Raw genomic sequence first — 6,744 nt, forward strand, 5'->3', positions numbered from 1 at the left:
GACGAGGTCGACGCCGCGCTCGCCACCGTCCCGCTGAACCTGCGCGTGCTGCGCCCCGGCTACCTGCCGTGGGCGTCACTGCCCGGCTTCTTCGGCGGCGCGCTGGTCGTCGCCCTCCCCAGCCGCGGCGAGGGCTTCGGCCTCCCGGTGCTGGAGGCCATGTCCTGCGGCGCGCCCGTCCTCACCACCCGGCGCGGCCCCCTCCCCGAGGTGGGCGGCGACGCGGTCGCCTACACCGAGCCCGACCCGTCCGGCATCGGCACGGCGCTCGACGAGCTGTTCGACGACCCGTCCCGCCGCACCGCACTGGCCGACGCCGCCCACGTCCGCGCCGGCCAGTTCTCCTGGTCGGAGTCCGCCGAGGCGCACCTGGCCTCCTACCAGCGCGCAGTGGACCAATACGCGGCAACCCAGGCTTCCCGCACCCACTAGGCTCGCTCGCATCCGCTACCGCGGTGGAGAAAGGGAACCGAGTGGAAGCGATCCTCCTGGTCGGAGGGCAGGGCACGCGGCTGCGTCCCCTGACCATCTCCACCCCCAAGCCGCTGCTGCCGACGGCCGGGGCGGCGTTCCTCGCCCATCAGCTCGCGCGGGCGCACGCCGAGGGCGTCGAGCGCATCGTGTTCGCCACGTCCTACCGGGCGGAGATGTTCGAGGCGGCGTTCGGCACCCGCGCGCACGGCGTCGAGCTGGCCTATGTCAGCGAGGACGAGCCGCTCGGCACCGGCGGCGCCATCCGCAACGCCGCGCGGGCGCTCACCTCCGGCCCGGACGACCCGGTGCTGATCCTGAACGGCGACATCCTGTCGGGCCACGACGTGCGCGCCCAGGTCAAGATGCACGAGGAGGCCGGTGCCGCGGTGACGCTGCACCTGACCGAGGTCGACGACCCCTCGCGCTTCGGCTGCGTGCCCACCGACGACCAGGGCCGCGTCACCGCGTTCCTGGAGAAGACTCCGCATCCGGTGACGAACCAGATCAACGCGGGCTGCTACGTCTTCCGCCGCTCGGCCGTCGACACGATCCCCGAGGACGAGGTCGTGTCCGTGGAGCGGGAGACGTTCCCGGCGCTCATCGCGTCCGGCGCACCGGTCATGGGCTACGTCGAGTCGGCCTACTGGCTGGACGTCGGCACGCCCGAGGCGTTCGTCCGCGGCTCCCGCGACCTGGTCCTCGGGACGCTGGCCTCCCCGGCGATGCCCGGCGAGCCGGGCGAGCGCCTCGTGCTCCCCGGCGCGAGCGTCGCCGCGGGCGCGGTCGTCCGCGGCGGCACGACCGTCGGCCGGGGCGCCGTGGTCGAGCCCGGCGCCACGGTGATCGGCAGCGTCCTGCTGGACGACGCGTTCGTCGCCGAGGGCGCCACGGTCCGCGACTCGGTGCTGAGCCGGGGCGCCCGGGTGGGCCACGGGGCCGTCCTGGAGGGCGTGGTCCTCGGCGACGGCGCCGTGGTCGGCCCCGGCAACGAACTACGCGGCGGCCTCCGCGTCTGGCCGGGCATAGAGCTCCCCCCGACCGCCGTCCGCTTCTCCGCCGACACCTGAGCCGGCGGCCGATGACCACGATCCGTTGTGGAGCCGGGCAGGTTCGGGAGTGGCGGCCGCCTTGGGAGCTGGATCTGCTGGGGACGTTGTCGCCGCATCGGCGGGGGGCGCGGGATCCGGCGTTCCGGGTTGAGCCGGACGGGTCGGTCTGGCGGGCCTCGTACACGCCCGACGGGCCGGCGACGCTTCGGCTCCGGCACGTCGGGGACGTCGTCGAGGCCACGGCCTGGGGGCCGGGGGCCGAGTGGTCGCTGGACGGGGTGCCCGAGCTGCTGGGGGCGGCGGACGAGCCGGAGGGGTTCGTCGCGCGGCACGACGTCGTCCGGGAGCAGGTGCTCAGGCGGCCGGGGCTGCGGATCGGGCGGACGCGGCGCGTCTTCGAGGCGCTCGTGCCGGCGGTCATGGAGCAGAAGGTCCTGGGACTGGAGGCGTTCCGGGCCTGGAGCCATCTGCTGCGGATGTTCGGGGAGCCCGCGCCCGGCGCGCCGCACATGCGGGTGCCTCCGCCGCCCGAGGTGTGGATCCGGATCCCGTCGTGGGAGTGGCACCGGTCGGGGCTGGAGGCCGTCCGCGCCCGGACGATCATCGGGGCGGCGCGGGTCGCGAAGCGGCTGGAAGAGGAGCCGAGCGAGCGGCGGCTGCGGTCGCTGCCGGGGATCGGGGTGTGGACGGCCGCCGAGATCAGGCAGCGGGCGGCCGGCGACCCCGACGCGGTGTCGGTCGGCGACTACAACCTGCCCGGCCTGGTGGGCTGGGCGCTGATCGGCCGCAAGGTCGACGACGCGGGGATGCTCGAACTGCTGGAGCCCTACGCCGGGCACCGGTACCGCGTCACCCGGCTGCTGGAGTCGTCCGGGAGGCGCCCGCCGAGGCGGGGGCCGCGGCTGCCCGTCCGGGACTACCGGTCCTTCTGATCACGTCTCCCAGGACGCGCGGGCCTCGTCGATCTCCGCGCGGGTCGGGAGCCGGAGGGACGGCGGCGGCTCCTCCGTGAAGCCGTGCTGGTCGGCGTACATGGCGGGCAGGGTGCCGTCGGCGGCGCGGAAGCCCGCCCGGTGGAGGATGTCGTGCGCGGGACGCGTCGCCAGCGCGGCCTTGAACGCCTCCGCCGCGTCCTGCCGGTCCTGGTCCTCGGTGGTCACGACGTACGGGTGGTCGAGCATCAGCGTGCCCTCGTCCGGCATGAGGCTCACGATCGGGTTGGGGCGGTGGCCGTCGTTGTAGGCCACGACCGCCTGCTCGGTGGTGACCGCCAGGGGGCGGGCGAAGCGTTCGGCGCCGATGAAGTCGGCGAGGACCGTCATCGAGCCGCCGGACGACTCGTCCGGCCTGCGGGGCGCGTTCTCGCGGAGCGCCTCGGCGGCGTCGCCGGCCTTGCCTTCGGCGACCTGCTCGATGGCGACCATGGCGATCGTCCCGCTCATCCCGGCGGCCGGGTCGGCCGCGTAGCGGGCCAGCGGGACGCCTCCGGCCCTGTCCTTCAGGAGGAGTTCCCAGCCGAAGCCGACCTCGGCGTCGCGCAACTCCGCCTCGACCGGGCGCGGCGTGGCGAGCACCACGGGCGTCGCGGCCACCGGGGTCCCCCCGGCGGGGACGGACGTGTTGCCCGCCTCCCGGGCCGTCTCCAGCCACAGCGTCGACTCCGGCACCCACGCGTCGGTCCTGGCGCGCAGGGTCGCGTCGCCCAGGTAGCCGCCGGGGGAGACGGGCTTGATCCGGGCGTCGACGCAGCGTCCCGCCACGCGGTGCTCCTCGACGTTGAACCGCTCCGCCACGCCCCGGAGCGCGGGCGCGATCTCCGGCTGGGCCGCGATGGTGATCCGCAGCGCGGACCCGCCGCAGGCCCCGGTCCCCGGCCCCGGGAGGAGGCCGAGCGCCCACGCCCCGCCGCCCACGCCGGACAGCAGCAGCACCGCGGCCGCCCAGACGACCGGCCGCCTCCAGAGGTTCACCCGTCAGTCATACAGCCGGGGATCACGTGCCGACCAGGGGCAGGTCGAGCCTTCCTCCGCCGCGTCCGAAGTGGCCGATGCCGTCGGTGCGGCGGGACGCCTTCAGGCGCTCCTCCGGCACCTCGCCGTAAAGGGTCGTGCGCTGCCTGGCGGGACGGCCCGCGCGCGCCGCGATCTTCTCCAGTTCGCTGATCGGCTTGAAGGAGCCGTTCTCCGACCCGGCCATGCGGCTGATGGTCTCCTCCATGAGGGTGCCGCCGAGGTCGTTCACGCCGCCCTGGAGGACGCGCGTGCAGAGTTCGTCGCCCAGCTTCACCCAGGACGTCTGGATGTTCGGAATCGCACCGTGCAGCAGGATCCGCGCCAGGGCGTGGACGGCCACGTTCTCCCGGACGGTCGGCCCCGGACGCGCCAGCCCGGCGAGATAGATGGGCGAGTTGTGGTGCACGAAGGGCAGCAGGACGAATTCGCTGAACCCGCCCGTCCGCTCCTGGATGGAGCGGAGGAGCTTGATGTGCCCGACCCAGTGCGCCGGGGTGTCGACGTGCCCGTACATCATGGTGGACGTCGTCGGCAGCCCGATCTCGTGCGCGGTGGTGACGACCTCGACCCACTGGTCGGTGGGCAGCTTGCCCTTGGTCAGCACCCACCGGACGTCGTCGTCGAGGATCTCGGCTGCCGTGCCCGGCAGGGAGTCGACACCGGCCTCCTTGGCGCCCTCCAGCCATTCGCGGATCGACATGTCCGCGCGGGACGCGCCGTTCACGACCTCCATCGGGCTGTAGGAGTGCAGATGGATGTCCGGTGCGCGGTTCTTCACCTCGCGGGCGAGGTCGAAGTAGGCGGTGCCTGGCATGTCCGGGTGGATGCCGCCCTGCATGCAGATCTCGCTGGCGCCCGCCGCCCAAGCCTCGTCCACCCTGTCCCCGACCTGGCGGAGGGAGAGCGTGTAGGCGTCGGCGTCCGTGCGGCGCTGCGCGAACGCGCAGAACCGGCAGCCGGTGTAGCAGACGTTGGTGAAGTTGATGTTGCGGGTGACGACGTAGGTGACGTCGTCGCCGACCGTGTCGCGGCGCAGGTCGTCGGCGAGCTTGGCGAGGGCGTCGAGTTCCGGGCCCTCGGCGTGCAGGAGGGCCAGTGCCTCGTCGTCCGACAGGCCCGCCGGGTTCTGCTCCGCGCGCGCGAGAGCGGTCTTGATGTCGGAGTCGAAGCGCTGGGGGGCGGACATGCGGTCGCGTAGCGCGTCCCAGTCGCCGTACACCTCGTCGAAGTCGTCGCGCCGGTCGCTGGTGCGGCCCGTCGTGTCGATCTCGGTGTGCAGGTCGGTCCGGCCGGACGCCTCGAACCCGCCGTCGGGCTCCTGCCAGGGACGCCCTTCGAGGACGGCGTCTTCCCGCGCGAGCCCGGTCGCGGGGTCGGCCAGCGCCGCGACGTGCGCGTCCAGCCGCGGGTCCAGCCACGGCTCGCCGCGCCGCACGTACTCGGGGTAGATCGTCAGCCGCTCCCGCAGCGCGAACCCCGCCGCGGCCGTCCGCTCGGCCAGCTCGTCGATCTGCGGCCAGGGCCGCTCGGGGTTCACGTGGTCGGGCGTCAGCGGGGACACGCCGCCCCAGTCGTCGATGCCGGCGCGGAGCATCAGCGCGAACTGGTCGCCGACGAGGTTCGGCGGCGCCTGCACCCGCGCCTTCGGGCCGAGGACGAGCCGCGTCACCGCGATCGTCGCGGCGAGCTCGGCCAGGTCCGCGTCGGGGGTGTCGCGCATCTTGGTGTCCGGCTTCGACCGGAAGTTCTGCACGATCACCTCCTGGATCGCGCCGTACTCCCGCATCGTCCGCCGGATCTCGAAGATCGCGTCCGCGCGCTCCTCGACGGTCTCGCCGATGCCGATGAGGATGCCGGTCGTGAACGGGACGTTCGTGCGCCCCGCGTCCTCCAGCACCCGCAGCCGGACGGCCGGGTCCTTGTCCGGCGACCCGAAGTGCGGGCCGCCGCGCTCGCTGAACAGCCGCGTCGCCGTCGTCTCCAGCATCATGCCCATGGACGGCGCGACCGGCTTGAGCCGCTGGAAGTCGCGCCAGGTGAGCACGCCCGGGTTCAGGTGCGGCAGCAGCCCGGTCTCCTCCAGCACCCGGATCGCCATCGCGCGGACGTAGGAGAGCGTGTCGTCGTAGCCGTGCGCGTCGAGCCACTCGCGGGCCGGCTTCCAGCGGTCCTCGGGACGGTCCCCGAGCGTGAACAGGGCCTCCTTGCAGCCCATCTCGGCGCCCCGCCGCGCGATCTCCAGCACCTCGTCCGGGCTCAGGTAGGGGGCGTCCAGCTTGTGCGGGACGGTCGCGAACGTGCAGTACCCGCAGCGGTCCCGGCACAGCCGGGTCAGCGGGATGAAGACCTTGCGGCTGTAGGTGACGACGCCGGGGCGGCCGGCGGCCTCCAGGCCGGCGTCCCGGGTGCGGGCAGCGTAGGTGAGCAGGTCGTCGAGCTGCGCCCCGCGGGCCTGCAGCAGTGTCGTGGCCTCGGATCGATCCAGTGTCTTGCCGTCACGCGCGCGGGCCAGTGCCCGGCGGAGCGCGGAGCTCGTCCCGTCCATGCAGGCACTCTATGCCAATCGTCATAATTTGCGACGCGGCGGGGTCACCGAATTGCCCGTTTCTGATATAGCCCCGCCGGCGCGCCGGCTATTCCCGCGTCACCGGACCTCGATGAACGCCTCCGGGCTCCGCGGCGGGCGCTCCCGCGGCGGTGCGGCCGGGTGGCCGACGCCGACGGCGCCCATCGGGTCCCAGTCGCCGGGCAGCCTGAGCGACTCCCGGACGACGTCGCGGCAGAACATCGTGCTGGACACCCAGCACGAACCGAGCCCCTCGACGGCCAGCGCCACCAGGAGGTTCTGCACCCCCGCGCCCGTCGCGACGACGAACATCTCCCGCTCGGCGCGCGACCGCCGTTCGTCCGGATAGTCGTGCGAACCGTCCATGACCAGGCACGGGACGACCAGGTACGGCGCCCGCCGCAGCACATCGCCGCGCCGCAGCCGCTTGGTGACCGACTCCTCGGAGAAGCCGTCCCGGCGCAGGTCGGCCTCCCACGCGTCGCGCATCGCGTCCAGCAGCCGCGTCCGCGACTCCGCCGACTCCAGCAGGACGAACCGCCACGGCGTCGTGTGGTGCGGCGCCGGCGCGGCGATCGCCGCGGCGACCGCGCGGCGCACCGCCGCCGGGTCGACCGGGTCGGCGGTGAACTCGCGGATCGTG

Annotated in this window: 6 protein-coding genes; 3 read left to right on the forward strand and 3 right to left on the reverse strand. The window is 73.9% G+C overall.

What is annotated here, in order from left to right:
- The 3 genes from IEZ03_RS37735 to IEZ03_RS10495 all read left to right on the forward strand — a co-directional run.
- Window positions 1-432: glycosyltransferase (locus tag IEZ03_RS37735; RefSeq protein ID WP_229808193.1), on the forward strand; the 432-nt coding region annotated here is incomplete at its 5' end.
- Between the two features lie 41 nt (window positions 433-473).
- Window positions 474-1,541, forward strand: coding sequence for a mannose-1-phosphate guanylyltransferase (gene manB / locus IEZ03_RS10490; protein ID WP_184888738.1), 1,068 nt, complete (start codon window positions 474-476; stop codon window positions 1,539-1,541).
- Window positions 1,542-1,552: 11 nt separating this feature from the next.
- Window positions 1,553-2,455, forward strand: a complete 903-nt coding sequence (locus IEZ03_RS10495) for a DNA-3-methyladenine glycosylase family protein (RefSeq protein ID WP_184888736.1) — start codon at window positions 1,553-1,555, stop codon at window positions 2,453-2,455.
- Here the strand turns inward: IEZ03_RS10495 and IEZ03_RS10500 are convergent, their stop codons facing one another.
- From IEZ03_RS10500 to IEZ03_RS37740, 3 genes are all read right to left on the reverse strand, one after another.
- On the reverse strand, window positions 2,456-3,493 hold the full coding sequence (locus IEZ03_RS10500; RefSeq protein WP_184888734.1) for a substrate-binding domain-containing protein: 1,038 nt from the start codon (window positions 3,491-3,493) through the stop codon (window positions 2,456-2,458).
- 22 nt (window positions 3,494-3,515) lie between these two features.
- Window positions 3,516-6,080 (reverse strand): bifunctional FO biosynthesis protein CofGH, encoded by a 2,565-nt coding sequence (locus tag IEZ03_RS10505; protein ID WP_184888732.1) that lies wholly within the window; start codon window positions 6,078-6,080, stop codon window positions 3,516-3,518.
- 99 nt (window positions 6,081-6,179) lie between these two features.
- On the reverse strand, window positions 6,180-6,744 hold a 565-nt coding region (locus tag IEZ03_RS37740), incomplete at its 5' end, for a coenzyme F420-0:L-glutamate ligase (RefSeq protein WP_229808194.1).

Origin of the sequence: Actinomadura livida (genome assembly GCF_014648675.1) — a bacterium.
In the GTDB taxonomy this organism is placed as follows: domain Bacteria; phylum Actinomycetota; class Actinomycetes; order Streptosporangiales; family Streptosporangiaceae; genus Spirillospora; species Spirillospora livida.

Excerpts from the sequence above, each read along its gene's own strand:
- IEZ03_RS10495 (WP_184888736.1), top strand. The coding sequence starts at position 1,553 with ATGACCACGATCCGTTGTGGAGCCGGGCAGGTTCGGGAGTGGCGGCCG.
- IEZ03_RS10505 (WP_184888732.1), bottom strand. The coding sequence starts at position 6,080 with ATGGACGGGACGAGCTCCGCGCTCCGCCGGGCACTGGCCCGCGCGCGT.